Annotated in this window: 15 protein-coding genes; 9 read left to right on the forward strand and 6 right to left on the reverse strand. The window is 66.7% G+C overall.

What is annotated here, in order from left to right:
* Positions 1 to 77: 77 nt before the first annotated feature.
* Positions 78 to 1,988 (reverse strand): sulfate adenylyltransferase subunit CysN, encoded by a 1,911-nt coding sequence (gene cysN, locus ABD002_RS03665; protein WP_343787267.1) that lies wholly within the window; start codon positions 1,986 to 1,988, stop codon positions 78 to 80.
* Positions 1,988 to 2,890, reverse strand: coding sequence for a sulfate adenylyltransferase subunit CysD (gene cysD, locus ABD002_RS03670; protein ID WP_379988964.1), 903 nt, complete (start codon positions 2,888 to 2,890; stop codon positions 1,988 to 1,990). The genes cysN and cysD overlap by 1 nt, the downstream gene beginning before the upstream one ends.
* 158 nt (positions 2,891 to 3,048) lie before the next feature.
* On the opposite strand from cysD, the gene ABD002_RS03675 reads away from it, so the two are divergent.
* Positions 3,049 to 3,567 carry a YkvA family protein gene (locus ABD002_RS03675; protein WP_343787271.1) on the forward strand — a complete coding sequence of 173 codons (519 nt, stop codon included), beginning with the start codon at positions 3,049 to 3,051 and terminating at the stop codon, positions 3,565 to 3,567.
* A gap of 184 nt (positions 3,568 to 3,751) precedes the next feature.
* On the opposite strand, the gene ABD002_RS03680 is transcribed toward ABD002_RS03675, so the two are convergent.
* Positions 3,752 to 4,414 carry a class I SAM-dependent methyltransferase gene (locus tag ABD002_RS03680; RefSeq protein WP_343787273.1) on the reverse strand — a complete coding sequence of 221 codons (663 nt, stop codon included), beginning with the start codon at positions 4,412 to 4,414 and terminating at the stop codon, positions 3,752 to 3,754.
* A gap of 176 nt (positions 4,415 to 4,590) precedes the next feature.
* Between ABD002_RS03680 and ABD002_RS03685 the strand changes: the two genes are divergently transcribed.
* A complete protein-coding gene (locus tag ABD002_RS03685; protein ID WP_343787275.1) occupies positions 4,591 to 5,838 on the forward strand; it encodes an MFS transporter in 1,248 nt (415 codons plus the stop codon).
* 54 nt (positions 5,839 to 5,892) lie between these two features.
* Positions 5,893 to 6,384, forward strand: coding sequence for an FKBP-type peptidyl-prolyl cis-trans isomerase (locus tag ABD002_RS03690; protein ID WP_343787277.1), 492 nt, complete (start codon positions 5,893 to 5,895; stop codon positions 6,382 to 6,384).
* Positions 6,385 to 6,411: 27 nt separating this feature from the next.
* Here the strand turns inward: ABD002_RS03690 and ABD002_RS03695 are convergent, their stop codons facing one another.
* On the reverse strand, positions 6,412 to 6,903 hold the full coding sequence (locus tag ABD002_RS03695) for a C40 family peptidase (protein ID WP_343787279.1): 492 nt from the start codon (positions 6,901 to 6,903) through the stop codon (positions 6,412 to 6,414).
* A gap of 69 nt (positions 6,904 to 6,972) precedes the next feature.
* On the reverse strand, positions 6,973 to 7,284 hold the full coding sequence (locus ABD002_RS03700) for a hypothetical protein (RefSeq protein WP_343787281.1): 312 nt from the start codon (positions 7,282 to 7,284) through the stop codon (positions 6,973 to 6,975).
* 111 nt (positions 7,285 to 7,395) lie between these two features.
* Here ABD002_RS03700 and ABD002_RS03705 point away from each other — a divergent pair, with 111 nt between their 5' ends.
* From ABD002_RS03705 to gorA, 6 genes are all read left to right on the forward strand, one after another.
* Positions 7,396 to 9,105, forward strand: coding sequence for an N-acyl-D-amino-acid deacylase family protein (locus tag ABD002_RS03705; RefSeq protein WP_343787283.1), 1,710 nt, complete (start codon positions 7,396 to 7,398; stop codon positions 9,103 to 9,105).
* Positions 9,106 to 9,156: 51 nt separating this feature from the next.
* Positions 9,157 to 11,154: a serine hydrolase domain-containing protein gene (locus ABD002_RS03710; protein ID WP_343787285.1), complete on the forward strand. Its 1,998-nt coding sequence runs from the start codon at positions 9,157 to 9,159 to the stop codon at positions 11,152 to 11,154.
* Positions 11,155 to 11,219: 65 nt separating this feature from the next.
* Complete coding sequence (locus ABD002_RS03715) at positions 11,220 to 11,564, forward strand: carboxymuconolactone decarboxylase family protein (protein WP_343787810.1); 345 nt, start codon at positions 11,220 to 11,222, stop codon at positions 11,562 to 11,564.
* A 34-nt stretch (positions 11,565 to 11,598) separates the two neighbouring features.
* Positions 11,599 to 12,852: an NAD(P)/FAD-dependent oxidoreductase gene (locus ABD002_RS03720; protein ID WP_343787287.1), complete on the forward strand. Its 1,254-nt coding sequence runs from the start codon at positions 11,599 to 11,601 to the stop codon at positions 12,850 to 12,852.
* Between the two features lie 35 nt (positions 12,853 to 12,887).
* Entirely contained in the window at positions 12,888 to 14,684 is a 1,797-nt protein-coding gene (locus tag ABD002_RS03725; RefSeq protein ID WP_343787289.1) for a CocE/NonD family hydrolase, read from the forward strand.
* 4 nt (positions 14,685 to 14,688) lie between these two features.
* Entirely contained in the window at positions 14,689 to 16,035 is a 1,347-nt protein-coding gene (gene gorA / locus ABD002_RS03730; RefSeq protein ID WP_343787291.1) for a glutathione-disulfide reductase, read from the forward strand.
* Between the two features lie 90 nt (positions 16,036 to 16,125).
* On the opposite strand, the gene ABD002_RS03735 is transcribed toward gorA, so the two are convergent.
* Complete coding sequence (locus tag ABD002_RS03735) at positions 16,126 to 16,995, reverse strand: tetratricopeptide repeat protein (protein WP_343787293.1); 870 nt, start codon at positions 16,993 to 16,995, stop codon at positions 16,126 to 16,128.
* Between the last annotated feature and the right edge of the window lie 127 nt (positions 16,996 to 17,122).

Genomic DNA, 17,122 nt, shown 5'->3' on the forward strand with positions numbered 1-17,122 from the left:
TTGCCGAAGCCGTTTGCTCTGAGGTTTCGAAGGGCGAGCCGCTCGGCGCCGCGCCGCTCGTGCTTCGATACGGATGCTTACCCAGCGTTCCGGACGACGCCACGTCCGGTGAGATATTCCACGATGGTGGCTGCCGCGCTCTCCGGTGTGCCCTTCAGCGTCTCGATGTGCAACTCGGGTGTTTCCGGAGTCTCATAGGGCGAATCGACACCGGTGAAGTTCCTGAGTTCGCCCCTGCGCGCCTTCTTGTACAGGCCCTTCGGATCGCGTTGCTCGACGACGCTGAGCGGTGTGTCGACGAAAATCTCTATGAACTCGCCGGCCTCGACCATGCTGCGCGCGAGCCGGCGCTCGGAGCGGAACGGCGAGATGAACGCGGTGATCACGATCAGGCCCGCGTCGACCATGAGCTTGGCGACCTCGCCGATGCGCCGGATGTTCTCGACCCGGTCGGCGTCGGTGAAGCCGAGGTCCTTGCTGAGGCCGTGGCGCACGTTGTCGCCGTCGAGCAGATAGGTGCGCGCGCCGAGTGCATGCAGCTGTCGCTCGACGATGTTTGCGATCGTGGACTTGCCGCTGCCGGACAGTCCGGTCAGCCACAGCACGCACGGCTTGTGCCCGTTCTGGCGCGCGCGCGCCTGCTTGTCGACATCGACCGCCTGCCAGTGGATGTTCTGCGAGCGGCGCAGCGCGAAGTGCAGCATGCCGCCGCCGACCGTGCGATTCGTGAAGCGGTCGATCACGATGAAGCTGCCCATGTCGCGATTCTCGCCGTACGGATCGAACGCGACCGCGTGATCCAGCGTGAGATTGCACACGCCGATGTCGTTGAGATGCAGCGTCTTCGCGGCGAGGTGGTCGAGGCTGTTCACGTCCACGACGTATTTCGGCTGTCCAAACGACGCACCGACCGTGCTCGCGCCGAGCTTGATCAGGTAGGGACGTCCGGGCAGCATCGGCTCGTCGGCCATCCAGACCAACGTGATCTCGAACTGGTCGGCCAAACCGGCCGGATCGTCCGCCGCGCAGATCACGTCGCCGCGGCTGACGTCGATCTCGTCGGCGAGCGTGACCGTCACCGATTGCCCGGCCTGCGCCTCGGCGAGATCGCCGTCGAACGTGACGATGCGCGTGACCGTCGACTGCCGGCCTCCCGGCAGCACGCGGACCGCATCGCCGGGTTGCAGGCGGCCGCCGAGGATGCGCCCGGAAAACCCGCGAAAATCGAGGTTCGGACGGTTCACCCACTGCACCGGCATGCGCAACGGCCCGGTTTCGCGGGTCGTGTCGACCTTGACGTTCTCCAGGTAGTGCAGCAGGTTCGGACCGAGGTACCACGGCGTGTTCGCGCTCGGCGCGGTGATGTTGTCGCCGCGCAGTGCGGACAGTGGAATGCCGACGATGTGGCTGATGCCGAGTTTCGCCGCGAATTCACGGTATTCGCGCTCGATCGCGTCGAAGACTTCTCGCGACCAGCCGACCATGTCGAGCTTGTTGACCGCGAGCACGACATGGCGGATGCCGAGCAACGAAACCAGGTAACTGTGCCGGCGCGTCTGCGTGAGCACGCCCTTGCGCGCGTCGATCAGGATCACCGCGAGATCGGCGGTCGAGGCGCCGGTGACCATGTTGCGCGTGTACTGCTCGTGCCCCGGGGTGTCGGCAACGATGAACTTGCGCCGCTCGGTCGCGAAGAAGCGGTAGGCGACGTCGATCGTGATGCCTTGTTCGCGCTCGGCGCTGAGGCCGTCGACGAGCAAGGCGAAATCGAGGTCGTCGCCCTGTGTCCCGAATTTGCGCGAATCGCCCTCGAGCGCGCTCAGCTGATCTTCGAGCAGCGCCTTCGTCTCGTAGAGCAGACGTCCGATCAGCGTGCTCTTGCCGTCATCGACGCTGCCGCAGGTGATGAAGCGCAGCAGGCTCTTGCGCTGGTGCGCGGAGAGATAGGTCTCGATGTCGCCCTCGATCGGCGCAGTCGTCGCACTCATCAGAAATAACCCTCGGCCTTCTTCTTCTCCATCGCTGCGTTGCCGTCACGATCGATCACGCGGCCCTGGCGTTCGCTGGTCCGCGCCAGCAGCATCTCGCGGATGATCGCCGGCAGGGTGTCGGCCTGCGATTCGATCGCGCCGGTCAGCGGGTAGCAACCGAGTGTGCGGAAGCGCACGTTGCGCAGTTGAGGACTCTCGCCGTCGTGCAGCGGGAAGCGTTCGTCATCGACCATCACGAGCTGGCCGTCGCGCTCGACGACCGGCCGCTCCGCGGCGAAGTAGAGCGGCACGATCGGGATGTTCTCGAGATGGATGTACTGCCAGACGTCGAGTTCGGTCCAGTTCGACAACGGAAACACGCGGATGCTTTCGCCACGGTTCTTGCGCGCGTTGTACAGGCGCCAGAGCTCGGGCCTCTGGTTCTTCGGGTCCCAGCGATGCTGCGCGGAGCGGAACGAGAACACGCGCTCCTTCGCGCGCGATTTTTCCTCGTCGCGTCGCGCGCCGCCGAACGCGACGTCGAAACCGTGTTCGTCCAGCGCCTGCTTCAGCCCCTGTGTCTTCCACAGGTCGGTGTGCACCGACGAGCCGTGCTCGAACGGATTGATGCCCAGCCGTTCGGCCTCCGGGTTGCGATGGATCAGCAGCGGCATGCCTGATTCCGCGGCCATGCGCGTGCGGAATTCGTACATCGCGCGGAACTTCCAGGTCGTGTCGACGTGCAGCAGCGGGAACGGCGGGCGCGACGGAAAGAACGCCTTGCGTGCGAGGTGCAGCATCACCGAGCTGTCCTTGCCGATCGAATACAGCATGACCGGGTGCTCGGCCTCGGCGACCGCCTCGCGCAGGATGTCGATGCTCTCGGCTTCGAGGCGTTGCAGGTGGGTCAGGGCGGGCATGCGCGGCGTGTCGCTCGTGCGATCATTCGAATGGGCCAGTTTACGATGCCGCGCCGCACCGCGCTCGACCTCAATGGTTATCACGTTATTCGTTCGTCGCATGCCCCGGCTTTGACCGTGTGCCCTGTCTGCGCGTACCCTCCGCGCCGGATTCCCGCATGCGCATAACCCTCGATCTCGAGCCCGACGACGTCGACCGCTTCCAGGCGGCGCTCGCACGTGCGCGGCACACCATGCGTGGCGCCGACGAGGTCGACGTGATCGACGCGGCCAAGTACGCACTCGACCACCTCGACACGAGCGGCGCGCCCGCTTATGTGCGCAAGCGTCTGGTCGAGGTGCAGCGGCTGATCATGATGCTCGAGGACGAGGTCTGGGCGCTGACCGATCCCGAGCGCGCCGACGTCATCCAGAGTCTTGCGTATTTCAGCGATCCGGACGATTTGATTCCCGACCATATCGCGGTGATCGGCTTGCTCGATGACGCGATCATGATCGAACTCCTGCTGCGCCGGTTGCGCCGCGTGCGCAAGGCGTATGCGGAGTTCTGCGCGTTCCGGAGCTCCCTGCCTGCCGCGGCGGATGACGGCGAATCCCGTCAGCGCCGCGCGCGTGAACTCGCCGACCGCCGTGCCGCACTGCATCTGCGCATGCGGCGACGGCGTCGCGGCGCATGAGCCTCGCGATTACCGACGCTATCTTCCGTAGGAGCGGCTTCAGCCGCGATGCTTGAAGCCCTCCCCTTCAAGGGGAGGGTTGGGTGGGGAGGGTGTTCGCCGCGCCAAAGCATCGCGGCTGAAGCCGCTCCTACCAACGAATGGCGGGGTCATACGATGGCGAGGCGCGGAACCCTTCCTCGGTTCAGGCTTCCCGGCGCGCGATGACCACGAAGCTGTTGAACGGCGTGCGCCCCCACAGCGGGCGTATGTCGACAGCCAGCCCCGCAGCATGCAGTGGCGCTTCGATTTCCGCGCGTACCGGGAAATGCCTTGCCGGGCTGCGCATCCAGCGCAGCGCGTAGATGAAGCGCTCCTCGAGCACGGTCGCGTAGAAACGCCAGCTGCGATCGCGCAGCACGTTGCGCACGATCAGCAGCGCACCGGGCGCGACACGTGCGGCGGCCTGGAGCAGCAGCCGTTGCTGGTCCGCCGCGTCGAGATAGTGCAGTACGTCGAGCAGCACGACGTGGCCGCAGAAGTCCGGCAGCGCATTCGCATCGCCGTCGTCGAACACCAGGCCATCGTCGTATTCGCGCGCGATGCGACGTGCCTCGGCGATTTTCTGCATGTCGAAATCGACACCATGGCAGCGCCCATGGAATCCGCGTTCGCGCAGGTAGAAGCCGAGCAGGCCGAGGCCGCAGCCGATGTCGAGCACGTCCTCGCGGCCACCGGTGACCAACGCGGCGACTGCTGCATAGGCTGGATCGAAACGCAGCTTGTTGCGCGCGTAGTCGCGATGCCAGGGACGGCGGAAGCGTGCGGCTATGCGGTTGGCGATCGCACGATGCGCTGAATTGGCCATGCAGGGAGCGGCTTCACACGGGAGCGCGGGGGCTCATTGCGGTGCAGGATAGCCAGTTCCGCATCAAGCAGCGCAGGACGCCGCATCAAGGCGCGTTCGTTGGCGAACAGCTGTGCTAGGGTCCGCAGGCAAAATTCAACGAAGCGGCACACGAACCGCCCGAAGGAGTGCGATCCATGACGTTCCTCGCCACGCTGCGTGAACTCGATACGCGGCAGCGCAAGGTGGTGTTCGCAAGTTTTCTCGGCTGGACGCTCGATGCGTTCGACTACTTCCTGCTGGTCTTCGTGATCCCGGAGATCGCGCACGAATTCCAGGTCGGGATCAAGGAAGTCGCGTTCTCGCTGACCTTGACCCTGGCGATGCGTCCGCTCGGCGCGTATCTCTTCGGGCGGCTCGCCGATCGCTACGGGCGACGGCCGGTGCTGATGGTCGACATCGTCCTGTTCGCGGTGCTCGAGGCCGCCTCGGCGCTGGCGCCCTCATTGGCCGTGCTGCTGGTCGTGCGTGCGCTGTTCGGCATCGCGATGGGCGGCGAGTGGGGCATCGGCGCCTCGCTCGCGATGGAGTCGATCCCGCCGAAAGCGCGTGGCGTCGTGTCCGGCCTGCTGCAGGAAGGCTATGCGGCCGGTTATCTGCTGGGTGGCTTGTGCTACCTGTTGCTGTTCGACCATATCGGCTGGCGCGGCATGTTCGCGATCGGTGTGCTGCCGGCGCTGCTCGTGTTGTACATCCGGCGGCACGTGCCGGAATCGCCGGTATGGGTGTCCGCGCGCGGCGATGTCGCGCAGCCGCGCCCGGGCCTGCTCGCTACCATGCGCGGGCGTTGGGGCCTGTTCGCGTATCTGGTCGTGCTGATGATGGCGTTCAATCTGTTCAGCCATGGCTCGCAGGATCTGTATCCGACGTTCCTGAAAGAGCAGCTGCACTTCGATACACGCACCGTTGCCTGGCTGACGATCACGCTGAACCTCGGCGCGATCGTCGGCGGACTCTTCTTTGGTGCATGGTCGGACCAGATCGGCCGCCGTCGCGCGATCATCACCGCGGCGCTGCTGGCGTTGCCGATGATCCCGCTCTGGGCCTATGGCGGATCGGTCGTCCTGCTCGCACTCGGTGTGTTCCTGCTGCAGGTGATGGTGCAGGGCGCCTGGGGCGTCGTGCCGGTGCATCTGAACGAGCTGTCGCCGGACGCGGTGCGCGCGACCCTGCCCGGGTTTGCCTATCAAGGCGGCAATCTACTGGCGTCGTTCAGCGCACCGTTCCTGACCTGGTTTGCCGCACAGCGCGGCGGCGACTACGCGTTCGCGATGGCGACCTTCATCGCCGCGGTCGCCGTGCTGCTCGCAGTCGTGACCGCGCTCGGGCCCGAGGCGCGGGGCGCGCGCTTCGGCGCGGCTTCGCCGGCGCCGGCCATGGAATGACGAGGCATCGATAACCTGCTAGGCTCGCGCGCTTTTTCCGCGGTGGAGTGCAAGGTGAACGTCGAAGCGAACAAGGTCGTCTCGTTCCATTACAGCGTCAGCGACGGCGGCGACGTGCCGGTCGACTCTTCGCGCGAGCGCGGCGAGCCGCTGACCGTGCTGATCGGTCATGGCAACATCATTCCCGGTCTCGAGAAGGCGCTGCACGGCCACGCGGTCGGCGACCGCTTCGCGGTCAGCGTCGCGCCCGGCGAGGCCTACGGCGAGCGTCGCGCGGATTTCTTCCAGCGCGTGCCGAAGAAGTATTTCGAGGACGCCGAACACCTGCAGCCGGGCATGAGCACCGTGCTGCAGACCAAGGAAGGCGGCCCGCGCATGGTCGTCGTGCAGAAGGTCGGATCCAGCGTGATCGACGTCGACCTCAACCATCCGCTCGCCGGCAAGACGCTCGCGTTCGACATCGAGATCACCGACATCCGTGACGCGACGGCCGAGGAAATCTCGCATCGCCACGCGCACGGCGCGGGTGGGCACGAGCACCACTGACCGGTCCGCCCTTCGGGAACGTGTGCATCAATCCAGCACGCGCTTCCCGTAGACGAAATGCTCGCGCCACCAGGCGCTGTCGAGGCTGTCGAGCCGCACCGTGCCGCCGCTGTTCGGCGCATGCACGAAGCGGCGCTCGCCGACATAGATGCCGACATGGCTGATGCGTCGGCCGTCCTCGAAGAACACCAGATCGCCCGATTGCAGCGAATCACCCGCCAGCTTGCGCGCGGGCAGGTCGCTCATTTCCGCTGAGGTACGCGGCAGGCCGACACCGGCTGCGTCGCGGAACACGTAGCCGACCAGGCCGCTGCAATCGAAACCGCCCTGTGGCGTGTTGCCGCCAAATTGATAGGGCGTGCCGACCAGCGCGATCGCGCGGAACAGCACCGCATTGGCCGCGTCGGCGCGCGGCGTGCCGGCCAGCAGGGGCGGTTGCGGACGATGCGGGGCGCTGCTGCAGGCGGCGAGCAGGACGGCAAGGGTGGCAAGGAGGGAGAGGCGTCCGGCGAGTGTCACGCGCGTACGCTCGCCGAGCGAGGCCGGGGTGTCAATACGTGAACAACGGGCCGTGCGACTGCGTATGGCTCAGGCAGCGCTGCCGCAAAGTGTCAATTTCGGACGCATTGTGACGTCGGTCACAGGTTCGGTCGTAGGCGCGACCAGCAGCGAATGCAGATCCTTCACGGTCTCCTCGAAGCGGACCAGGCGCTCGTTCGCGGCGGCCGCGACCGCATACGGCACGTCGCCGGCGTCGAGCAGGTCGCGTACCAGCCGGCGCTGCGGCTCGCCGAAATCCGGATCCTGGAGCGCCTCGTCGAGCGCACAGACCAGTGCAGCCAGCCAACCTGAATTCGGTGCGCGCAATGCGAGCAGGAGTTCGTTCGTCGATACCTTCATGGGCGTATCCGGCGGTCGCGGTATGCACGGCGTCTCTGCAGGTTTGATGCCAGCGTTTGTGGAGCGCGTGTCTGCGGTACGCTCGCGTTTTTCGGGAAGGAGGGCCCGATCATGCACATGCGTTCACACCGGCTGGCCGGCGCACTGCTCGCAGTGTTGCTCGGCGGCTGTTTCGCCTCGGGTCCGGCGCAGCGTGCCGACCGCTATGACCTGATCGTGCGCAATGGCATGGTCTATGACGGCTCCGGCGGCGCGGCACGACAGGCCGATGTCGGCATCCGCGGCGACCGCATCGCGGCGATCGGAGATCTGGCGAACGCGCGTGGGCGGCGCGAGATCGATGCGAAGGGCCATGCGGTCGCGCCGGGTTTCATCAACGTGCTGTCGTGGGCGCCGGATGCGCTGATTGCCGATGGCCGCTCGATGTCGGACATCCTGCAAGGCGTCACCCTCGAAGTCTTCGGCGAAGGCTGGTCGTACGGACCGCTGACCGCGGCGATGAAGAAGGAAGCGCGCGACGAGCAGGGCGATATCCGGTACGCGATCACCTGGACTTCGCTCGGTGAGTTCATGACCTGGCTAGAGAAGCGAGGCATCTCGCCGAACATCGCCTCGTTCGTCGGCGCCAGCACGGTGCGCCAGAACGTGCTCGGCAACGCGAACCGCGCGCCGGCGCCGGCCGAACTCGAACGCATGCAGGCGCTGGTGCGCGAGGCGATGGAGCAAGGCGCGCTCGGCGTCGCCTCGGCGCTGATCTATTTTCCCGGCAGCTACGCGAAGACCGACGAATTGACCGCACTGGCCACGGCCGCGGCGCCATATGGCGGTGCCTACATCTCGCATCTGCGCAGCGAGGGCGACCGCCTGCTTCAGGGCATCGACGAACTCGTCGGCATCGCCAGGGCCGCCGGCGTGCACGCCGAGATCTACCACCTCAAAGCCGCCGGCCGCGACAACTGGCCGAAGATGCGCGAGGCGATCGCGCGCATCGACGCGGCACGCGCGCGGGGCCTGTCGATCAGCGCGAACATGTACGCCTATACCGCAGGCGCGACCGGCCTCAATGCCTGCATGCCGCCGGCGGTGCAGGAGGGCGAGCTGGATGCCTGGATCGGGCGCCTCAAGGACCCGGTTGTCCGCGCACAACTGGTCACCGAGATGAGGCAGCCCGGCAAGGATTGGGAAAACCTCTGCTACATGGCCGGCGATCCCGGCAACGTCGTGCTGATCGGCTTCAAGAACGCGAAGCTGAAGCCGATGACCGGCAAGACGCTCGCCGATGTGGCGCGGCTGCGAGGCACCTCGCCCGAGGACGCGGCGATCGACCTCGTGATCGAGGATCACGCACACGTCGACACGGCGTTCTTCCTGATGAGCGAGGACAACGTGAAGCTTGGCCTGTCGCAAACGTGGACTGCGCTGGGTTCCGACGAGGGTTCGTTCGTGCCCGCCGGCGTGTTCCTGAAATCGCAGCCGCACCCGCGTGCGTACGGCAACTTCGCGCGCTTTCTCGGCCGCTACGTGCGCGACGAGCAGGTGGATACGTTGCCAGATGCGGTACGCCGCCTGTCCGGGCTGCCGGCCGACAATTTCAAACTGCGCGATCGCGGCTACTTGAAGGACGGCTACCATGCCGACCTCGTCGTGTTCGATCCGGCCACGATCGCCGACCACGCCCGCTACGACGACCCGCGCAAGTTCGCGACCGGTGTGAGCGAAGTCGTCGTCAATGGTGTCGAGGTCGTGCGCGACGGCAGGCACACCGGAGCGAAGCCGGGGCGCTTCGTGCCGGGGCCGGGTTATCGGATCAAGGGGAACTGAGCGATGCAACCACTCCCGAGGCGGCCCACCGGGCGCGCTCGTCATCGCAGGGTGCGCACCCTGCTTCTGCTGGTCGCGTCGGCAGTCGCGATGCTGCCTGCAGCCGTGATCGCACAGCTCGAGCAGGCCCCGCGACCCGACGAATTGCCGGCGCCGCGGGCCGCCCCGGCGTCCATCGCGGAAGTATCCGCCACGGCCGGTACGGCGAGCGGGATCGAATCGCCGATCGCGGATTTCGTCGATGGCGTCGTGCGCGCCACCATGACGAAGCAAGGCATCGCCGGCGTGACCGTCGCAGTCGTCGATCGCAATCACGACCTGCTCGTGCGCGGATACGGTGACGCGGCGCTCGCGCCGCAGCGCGCAGTCGATGGCGCGGCCACGCTGTTCCGCATCGGCTCGATCTCGAAGACGTTCACCTATGTTGCCGCGATGCAGCTCATCGAGGCCGGCAAGCTCGATCCCGACGCGGAAGCGAACCGCTACCTGCCCGAATCGCTGCGGCTCGCCGATGCGGGCTATCCGCCCGTGCTGCTGCGTCACCTGATGACGCACACGGCCGGGTTCGAGGACAGCGCGCTCGGCCATCTGTTCGCACGCGCGCCCGACCACGTGCTGGCGCTCGACGACTACCTGGCGAAATACCGGCCCAGGCGCGTGCGCCCTCCGGGCCTGCATGCGGTGTATTCGAACTACGGGGTCGGTCTGCTCGGCGCGATCGTCGCGCAGGTCTCCCGCGAACCGTTCGAGGCCTATGTCGAACACCACCTGCTGGCGCCGCTCGGCATGCAGCATGCGACGTTCCGCGAACCGCTCGCCAAGAGCGACGCACGCCGCGTCGACCCCACGCTGCAAGCGGCGTACTCGACGGCGTTCCAGCGCGAGCAGGGCGGCTATACCGCGAAGCCGTTCGAGTTCATAGGGCAGATCGCTCCGGCCGGTGCAGGGTCGGCGAGTGCGGTGGACATGGCGCGCTGGATGCGCATGTTGCTGAATCGGGGCACGCTCGATGGTGCGACGATCCTGCAGCCGGCGACGTTCGCAACGCTCGCGGCCGTCGATTTCCGCAACGCACCCGCGGTGGGCGGCATCGCGCACGGTTTCTTCCGCGAGCGCTACGGTCGCTACGAAAGCCTCGAGCATGCCGGTGACACCGAGTACTTCCACTCCAACATGGTGACCTTGCCCGAGGCAGGCATCGGTGTGTTCGTATCGACCAACACCGATACCGGTCGCGCGCTCGTCGCCGACTTGCCGCGGCTGGTGATCGAGCGCCTGCTGCCCGATGCACGTCCGGGGCCGGCGCCGGCGCCGCCCGCGGACTTCACGGAAACCGGCAAGCGCTACGCCGGGGCCTACCTCAGCGAACGCCGTGCGTATTCGACGCTGGAGGCGCCGCTGTCGGCTTCGACCGCCGAGGTGAGCGTGACGCGCGACGGTTATCTCGTCATCGACGCCGGTGGCGAATCGCGTCGCTATGTCGCCGATGGCACGGACAGCTTCCGCGCGATCGAGGATGGCAGCCATATCGCGTTCCTGACAGGCGTCGGCGGTGCGGTGACCGGGCTTGCCAGCGCCTACGGGCATTCGGTCGCCGACCGCGTCGGAGCAGCGGGCAATCCGCGGACTCTGCTCATCGCGCTGGGCCTCGTGGCCGTGCTCTCGGCCCTGGCGCTCGCCGCTGCCTGGCATCGGTCGAGCGCGCGCGTGCGGGTGCGCGGCGGCCAGGGAGCGACGCTGGCCGCGGTCACCGCGGCGCTGCTGTGGCTCGCGTTCCTTGGCCTCGCCGCGGTGGTCGCGGCCACGACCAGCGACGACGCGGCGCTGTTCGACTATCCGACGACATGGATGCGTGTCGTCGTCGTCGCAGCCTATTTCGCCGCCGCGGCGAGCGTCGTCGCGCTGTTCGCGCTGGGTTCGGCGCTGCGCGCGCGCGACTGGTCGGCCTGGCGCAAACTGCGGCACGGACTGGTCGTCGCGCTGATGCTGGCGACGGTGATCCTGATGATCCGCTGGAAGGTGCTGTTCGCGCCGCTCGGACTCGGCTGATCGCGGTTGGCGCGCGCTGGCCGATCGGTGCAGGATGGGCGCCCCACAGAGGAGGTCTCGCCATGATGTACGACTGGAATGCGTATCGGGACCAGCTGAAGCAGCGCATTGGCGAGATCGGTGGCCTGAGTCCGGACACGGTCAAGGGGTATGCGACCTTGAGCGGTGCCGGCGCGAAGACCGGCCATCTCGACGAGAAGACGCGTCAGTTGATCGCGCTCGCCGTTGCGGTGACGACACGCTGCGACGGCTGCATCACCGTACATACCGACGCGGCCGTCAAGGCCGGCGCCAGCAAGGATGAGATCGCCGAGGCGCTCGGTGTCGCGGTCGCGTTGAATGCCGGCGCCGCGCTGGTGTATTCGGCGCGCGTGCTCGACGCCTACGCGGCGAGGACCGGCACGAGTTGAGCGGAGCCGGGCCGGCGCCCCGTACAATCGCCGGATGACGACGCGGACATCGGATGTGCTGATTCTCGGCGGCGGGGTGATCGGCCTCGCCTGCGCGTACTACCTGCTCGAAGCGGGGCGCGGCGTGACCGTGCTCGAACAGGGCACGGTCGGCTGCGGCAGTTCGCACGGCAACTGCGGCACGCTGACGCCGAGCCACGCGGCGCCGCTGGCGATGCCGGGCATGATCGGTACCGCGTTGCGCTGGTTGTTCAAGGCGGACGCGCCATTGCGAATCCGGCCACGCCCCGATGCGGCGCTGCTGCGCTGGCTGTTCGATTTCGCCGGGCGCTGCAACTGGAAGGATTTCGACCGCGCGACGCGGGCCAAGGCGCCGCTGCTGCTGCGCTCGCGCGCGTTGATCGAGGAGATCGTGCGCCGCGAACGCCTCGACTGCGAGTTCGAGGCGCTCGGTACCCTGAACGTGTTTCGCGATGAGGCGAATTTCGAACAGGCACGGGCGCTGCATGAAAGGCTGGCCGAAGTCGGCGTTCACGTCGATGCGCTCGATGCGCAGGCCACGCTCGCGCGCGAGCCGGCGTTGAAGTCGGGTGTGGCCGGCGCGCTGTTCAATCCCGGCGATGCGCAGCTGCGGCCCGATCGTTACGTTGCCGAACTCGCGCGCGTGGTGCGTGCGAAGGGCGGCATCATCGAGGAACAGACGCGCGTCGATGCGATCGTGCGCGAAGGAACGCGTATCGCGAAGGTCGCGACCTCGGCCGGCGACTTCGCTGGCCGTGATGTCGTGCTCGCGCTCGGCGCGTGGTCGCCTCGCCTCGCGAGCCAGCTCGATCTGCGCATCCCGATCCAGCCTGGCAAGGGTTACTCGATCACCTACACACGGCCGGCGCTGTGTCCGCGCATTCCGATGACACTGAAGGAGCCGAGCGTCTGCGTGACCGCCTGGGGCTCGGGCTATCGCCTCGGCAGCACGATGGAATTCGCCGGCTACGACACCACGCTGAACCGCACCCGCCTCGATGCGCTCCGGCGCGGCGCTGCAGCGTTCCTGCGCGAGCCGGAAGGCCCGGCGGTCGTCGAAGAGTGGTACGGCTGGCGGCCGATGACCCCTGACGATCTGCCCATGCTGGGACGGGCGCCATGCGTCGACAATCTGGTCCTGGCGACCGGGCACGGCATGCTCGGTGTCACCATGTCGGCGGGAACCGGGCAGCTGGTCAGCGAGATCGTCACCGGCAGCAAGCCATCGCTCGATCTGGCGGCGTTCGCGGTCGATCGTTTTGCCTGACCCATGCGGGTCAAACAGAAATCAAGGGGGAATCCATGTTTCATAGCGCTCGCGCTCTCGCCATCCTCCTCGCGCTTGGCACATGCTTCGCTTGCAGCGCCTATGCCGCGGAGGCGACACCTGCTCCGGTCGAGTTCCAGTGGGGCGTCAAGATTCCGTTGCGCGACGGCGTGAAGCTCAATGCGACCTTGTACAAACCGCGCGACCACAAGCAGGCGCTGCCCTGTGCATTCACGCTGACACCCTATATCGCGCAGACTTACCACGAGCGCGGCATGTATTTCGCCGCGCACGGCTATGTGTTCCTGACCGTCGACGTGCGCGGCCGCGGCAATTCGGAAGGGCAGTTCACACCGCTGCTGCAGGAGGCGAAGGATGCGCACGACGTCGTCGAATGGCTGGCCGCGCAGCCGTATTGCGATGGCAAGGTCACGATGTGGGGCGGCTCCTACGCCGGCTACGATCAATGGGCGGCGGCGAAGGAATTCCCGCCGCATCTGGCGACCATCGTGCCGGTCGCCTCGCCGAAACCCGGCGTCGACTATCCGATGCAGCACAACATGTTCTATTCCTACGACACGCAATGGCTGACCCTGGTCAGCGGGCGCGCCGCGCAGGAGAGCATCTTCGGCGACATGGACTTCTGGGGCGCCCAGTTCCGGCGCTGGTACGAAGCGCATGCACCGTTCAAGGAACTCGACCGCTACATCGGCAATCCGTCACCGATTTTCCAGACCTGGGTTTCGCACCCGATGCAGGATGCGTACTGGGACAGCTTCAGCCCGACGCCGGAACAATACGCGAAGCTCGCGTTGCCGATCCTCAGCATCTGCGGTCAGTACGATGGCGACCAGCCCGGCGCATTGGCGTACTACGGCGGGCACATGAAGTACGGATCGGCCGAGGCGAAGGCGAAGCACTACCTGATCATCGGGCCATGGGATCACCCCGGCACGCGCACGCCGAAGGCCGACGTCGGCGGCCTGAAGTTCGGCAAGGCTTCACTGCTCGACATGAACGCGCTGCACAAGGCGTGGTACGACTGGACGCTGAAGGATGGCGCGAAACCCGAGTTCCTGAAGGACAAGGTCGCGTTCTACCTGACCGGCGAGGAAGCCTGGCGCTACGCGCCGACGCTCGAGGCCGTGACGGCGCGCAACGAGGCCTGGCATCTCGCTTCGGTCGGCGCGCGCGCGAACGACGTGTTCGCGGCCGGCGATCTGCGCCGCGACAAGGCCGATGGCGGCAAGCCGGATCGCTATGTCTACGACTCGCTCGACACCAGTTCGGCGGCGTGGGAGCAGGAGGACTCGCAGAACGGCCTGACCGACCAGCGCGGCGTGATGATGGCGTCCGGCAAGGCGCTGTTCTACCACTCGCCCGCGTTCGCCGCGGACACCGACATCGCCGGATTCCCGAAGCTTTCTGCATCGATCGCGCTCGACCAGCCCGATACCGATCTCGCGGTCTACCTGTTCGAGGTCAAGCCCGATGGCAGCAGCGTGTTCCTGAGCAGCGATGCATTGCGTGCGCGCTATCGCCACGGTCCGCGTGAGGCGCAGCTCGTGAAGCCAGGTGCCGTGGAACGTTACGATTTCGAGCACTTCACCTTCGTCGCGCGGCGCCTCGGCAAGGGCAGCCGCCTGCGCCTGACGATCGGACCGGTGAACTCGATGTATGCGGAGAAGAACTACAACACCGGTGGCACGGTCGCCGATGAATCCGGCAAGGACGCGCGCAAGGTCACGGTCACGCTCTACCACGACACGGCACACCCGAGCACGCTGTCATTGCCGATTGCGGCTGCATCGTCAGTCGCGTCGGACAAATGACCGCATGAGTGCGAGCGACTTCGACCTCGTCGTCCTCGGTGCCGGCTCCGGCGGCATCGCGATGGCGATCCGCGCCGCAAGGCATGGCGCGAGGGTGGCGATCCTGGAGCCGGGCGCGCTCGGCGGCACCTGCGTCAACGTCGGCTGCGTGCCGAAGAAGGCGATGTGGCTGGCCGCGGAGCTGGCCGAGATGCAGCAGATCGCGCGTGAAGTGGGTTTCTCGCTCACGCCCGGCGTGCTCGACTGGAATACATTCATCGCACGCCGGCAGGGCTACATCGCGAACATCCACGTGAGCTATCGTCGGCGCTTTGCCGATCTCGGCATCACGTTGCTCCACGAACGTGGAGTCTTCCTGGCACCGAACCGTATCGGCATCGGCGATCGCGAACTCAACGCGGCGCATGTGCTGATCGCGACCGGCGCGAGGCCGCAGCGACCGGCGATTCCCGGCGGCGAGCTCGGCATCGATTCCGATGGTTTCTTCGCGCTGCGTGCATGTCCGAAACGTGTCGCGGTCGTCGGCAGCGGCTATATCGCGATCGAACTCGCCGGTGTACTGCGTGCGCTCGGTGCCGAGGTGACGCTGTTCGCGCGTGGCAACCGCCTGCTGCGTCCGTTCGACCATGACCTGGGCGACACGCTCGCGCAGGCGATGCGCGAGCGCGGAATCGAGCTCGCGTTCGACAGCAGGCCGGTCGCTGCAGCGAAGGATCCCGATGGCTACGCCTTGAGTCTTGCAAATGGCGCCGCGGCTCCCGGCTTCGACGAGTTGATTTGGGCGATCGGCCGCACACCGAACGCCGCGGACATGGGCCTCGAACGCATGGGTATCGCGCTCGACACGGGCGGCCATGTCGTCACGGACGAATGGCAGGATACGAATGTGCCGAACGTGCATGCGATCGGCGATGTGACCGGCCGCATCGCGCTGACGCCGGTCGCGATCGCCGCATCGCGGCGTCTCGCCGACCGCGTGTTCGGCGGGCAGGCAGGCGCGAAGCTCGACTACGCGAACATCCCGACCGTGGTGTTCTCGCATCCGCCGCTTGGCACGGTCGGGCTCACCGAGGAAGCCGCGCGCGAACGGTACGGTGACGCGGTCAAGGTCTACCGGTCGAGGTTCCGGCCGATGCTGGTCGCGCTTGCACAGCACGAGGAAAAGACCTTGATGAAGCTCGTCTGCACGGGACCGGACGAGCGCGTCGTCGGCGTGCACCTGATCGGTGCCGCCGCCGACGAGATCCTGCAGGGCTTCGCGGTCGCGCTGAAGCTGGGTGCGCGCAAGGCCGACTTCGACGCGACCGTGGCGATCCATCCGACCTCGGCCGAGGAACTCGTGTTGATGTAAGTCGCCGCGCTGGCGTGTCCGGCGTCGAAGCGGGCGACAGGCCGTCGCCCGGTCGGTGTCGGGCGGCGGCGGAAGCCATCCAGGTGTGCGCTAGAAGAAGTTGCGGTGCTGCGGCTCCGAGCTGTCTGCAGGCGGAGTGCCGCCCGCGCTCTTCTCCGCGACAGGAGTTACCGGTCCGACCGTGGCAGTGCCGGTGGGCGTCGGCGATGTATGCCACTCGAATTTCGGATCGTACGGGTTGTCGCTCTCACGCAGTTGCCGATACGCGATCGTACCGTCCGTCTGGCCGCCCTTGAGGACACCGAAGGCGGCAGTTCCGAAGCCGTCGACCACCGACTTTCCCGATGGCGTCAGGTCTACGGGCTTTACGTTCGATCCGGCGGCGCCGACTTGCAGGTTGCCCGGCATGCCGACATGCGAACCGGTCATCGCGGCGCGCACCTGTGCCCAGCGGGCTTTCGCGCGCGGCATCGCCACTTCGTCGCCGTAGGTCTTCTTCAGGTCGCGCCAGATCGCATTGGCCTGCGTGAATTCGTCCGCGCTCAGGTTCGCATACAGCAGCTCGCGCGCGGCCACGTAGTCCTTGTCGCCGCGTTCCGCGGCGAGCGTCATCCAGGCCATCGCACGCGGGCGATCGACCGGCACGCCTTCGCCTTTCAGGTACATCACCGCGAGGTTGTACTCGGCCGGTTTGTAGGCCCACGACGCGGCGGTCTGGTACATATCGATCGCGAAGTGGTACTCGTGGCGCGAAATCGCATTGACGGCGTAGAAAAAATACTTCTGCCCGGGCCTGGCATCGCCTTCCGGCGTAGTCCACGTTTCGCTCGGCAGCCTGTTGACGTTGTCCTTGGAGTCGTAGCGTGGGGCGACGTCGCCAGAGCCATCGGCAGCAGCAACCGCAACCGATACCGAGAAGGTGCACAACAGACAGAACGAGGGCAATCCGCGCAAAGCCATGAGCATTCTCCGGGACGTGTAAGTTCGCTGCCGACTCCACGTCGGGCGCTTGCGCGGCGGCAACAGGCTGCCGCGGACGTCCGAACGTTCCCGGAGGGACGGACATGTGTGGCAATTCGTTGCGCTA

Origin of the sequence: Dokdonella soli (assembly GCF_039523175.1) — a bacterium.
Taxonomy (GTDB): Bacteria; Pseudomonadota; Gammaproteobacteria; order Xanthomonadales; family Rhodanobacteraceae; genus Dokdonella_A; species Dokdonella_A soli.